The 2,718-nt window shown below is 65.9% G+C and carries 1 protein-coding gene; it reads right to left on the bottom strand.

The genetic code is table 11. The features are described from left to right. Window positions 1-133: 133 nt before the first annotated feature. Window positions 134-925: an SAM-dependent methyltransferase gene (locus AB0I10_RS40930; RefSeq protein WP_363157820.1), complete on the bottom strand. Its 792-nt coding sequence runs from the start codon at window positions 923-925 to the stop codon at window positions 134-136. Between the last annotated feature and the right edge of the window lie 1,793 nt (window positions 926-2,718).

The following is a 2,718-nucleotide window of genomic DNA, read 5'->3' on the forward strand; positions in this document are numbered from 1 at the left end:
TGACCTTGCTGGAAGAGGCCATCGAGAAGTTCGCGTCTGAGGAGCATGAGTAGGCTCACAGGGCCGGACCGCTGTTCAACCGAGAGGTTCGCGTCTGAGGAGCCTGAGTGGGTTCATAGGGTCGGATGGCTGCTCATCGGGTCCGGGCGACTCCTCCGTACTCGAACCATTCGCGTGGCTGCCGGCGCGGAACACCACCGAGGTCGGCCCGCCACGAGGAGACGTCCACCAGGCCTGGGGGAAGCACGTCCATGTCCTCGAAGTAGGTCTCGACTTCACGACGTTCCCGGACCCGGCCCCACTCGCTGACGGTCCGGCACATGAACTTGGTGGTGTCTGCTCGAACTTGAGCGTCATCGCTGGTGAGTTGGCAGATCACCACGAAGCTGCCCGGCGCAAGCCGCCGTGCGACTCGCTGCACCAGTCTGGCAGGTTCCAGCTGATCAGGCAGGCAGTGCAGGACGGAGACGAACAGTGCAGCCACTGGACGCTTGAAGTCGATGAGCCTGTGGACGTCTTTGTGGCCAAAGATCCTGTCCGTATCGCTCATGTCTTCCTGGATGACAGCGGTCTCGTCATTCTCCTCTAACAGCGCCCGCCCGTGTGCGAGAACCATGGGGTCGTTGTCGATATAGACGACGCGTGTGCTCGGGTCAACGCGCTGCACGATCTGATGCACGTTGTCCTGCGTCGGCAGGCCGCAGCCGTGGTCGAGGAACTGCCTCACGCCATGCTGCTCCGCCAGATTTCGTACGACACGTCTCAGGAACCGCCTGTTGCCACGGACCAACTCACGCGTGCTCGGTGCGAGCTTGAGCAGCTGCGCACAGGCCCGTCGGTCGGCTGCGTAGTTGTCCTTGCCGCCCAAGAACCAGTCGTACATGCGGGCCACACTGGGCCGGGTGACATCGATGGCGTGAGAAATGCGGTTCTCTCCCTGCTCCGCCCGCCCCGCGCACACTCGCCGGAGACGCGTCAGCTGCTGCAACGCCCCATGTTAGAGAGCTTGTCAGGGAAGAACCAGTACACGAAGGAGGGACGACGACGTCCAGGGACAAATGCACTGCCGCAGGGAGAGAAACGGAGCAGTGGCGCGTTCCGAGGCCGTCGGCGTGTGTGAAGGCAAGTGACTGAACGCACAGGTGTAGCTCGGATGCGTCTGCGCGGGCAGACAGGGGTGTCACGGGATCGCCGGTGTCGGCACGCGGGTGGGCGTGCGAGATGCTCTGGTACGTCTGATGGTGTGCGGATGCCGACCACGCCATCGTCATCGCCATCGTCATCGTCATCGCTTTCGCCTTCGCCTTCGCCGGTGGTCTGGACCCGGGGTCGGCGGAGGCGTGCCGCAGGGCTGCAGAGCACTGGCTTCGCGTTCCGTGTATCGAATGTCCTGTGGCGGATCTTCCCACCAAGCTTGACCTTTGGCAGACCCTCCACGGGGGGCGTTGACCGCCGACGCCACCTCCCTCCGGCTCCCTCCGGGACCATCCGGCTCTGGCCTCCGCCCAGAGCCGGACGGAGGAGTTGGAGGAGCAAGTCCTGTGTCCCGACATAGGACTTGCTCGTGTAGGTGGTCGCCCGTGACTCAACCCTTCGCGAAGGTATCTTCGCGAAGAAGTCCTTGCGGCTTCCGGGAAGCGATCGTTGTTCCTGCGGGGCGACTTTCCGCAGCGCAGGAATCGCCGCTCTGCCCGGTCATCGACGACGGCAGCGCCCTCGACGCTCACATGGCGCGAAGCCGGCTGGGCTACCTCGCCTCGGCCGTGCTGGAGGTGCGCTGCGAGGGCGGCCCGGGGGTCTGGCTGCCGTTGGCGCCGCTGCCCCGGCGCATGCCGGGCAGGCTTGAGGCCTCCAAGACCTTCCACAACGGTCGGCGGTCGGTGGCCCAGTCTCGAGCCTTCCCGGCCGGTGCGCTCCGGCTGGGGCGGAGCAGCGCGCCGTCGCGCCGATGCTCGCCTTGCGCGCCCGGATCCGGTCGTCTGTGTCGACGGCGTGTACGGCGCCGGCAACGTCGCCCGCGCCGCCGACCTGTTCGCTATGAAGCCGTCGCGGCGCAGTAGGTTCGCACGGCGAACTCGTACTCCCGGGGAGCAGCTGTCGATCTCGGGCCACACGATTGGCAGGCCCGCGCCTGCCTCGCCTCCACCTCCTGCGTTGCTCACGTGCCTGGCCCAGACCGCCGGCAGCATCAGGCACAGCTGCGGTAGGACGGCGTGGATCCCCAGTGGTCGTTCAGCCAGGCCCAGGCCTGACGAAGAATCCGATGAACGCCGCACCTGTGACAACCGCCCCGGTAGCAACGACGGCGAACTTCAGTGCTCGATCCTCTCCAGCTGTTCTCCTCACCGGGCTCAGAGCCGGCGGCTGAGAGGGTTCCGATCGGCGCGGATGGCCGTCAGGTCCTGTCTGAGTCGCCAGCTCGCCGCCGGCCCAGTTCTGCCCACGGTGGCTCAGTCCTTCAACCACGCGTACTCCCACGCCAGTTGGCGATTCCGGTAACCGCCTCTCAGCACGTACCACTGACAGCGCACAGCGCTGTGCCTTCCCGCCGCACCCGGGAGGAACCTGATTGCTCTCCACCGAACGACGTCGTCACTGTTCATCACACACACGACTCCGGCGGCTCCTACAGCATCGATGGCCAACGAAGTCGCGGACCTGCGCTGAGCCTGCGCCTACAGCGGCGATGAGGCGCCGCGGAGTGTACGCTCAGCCTCC

Origin of the sequence: Streptomyces sp. NPDC050636, assembly GCF_040654775.1 — a bacterium.
Classification (GTDB): domain Bacteria; phylum Actinomycetota; class Actinomycetes; order Streptomycetales; family Streptomycetaceae; genus Streptomyces.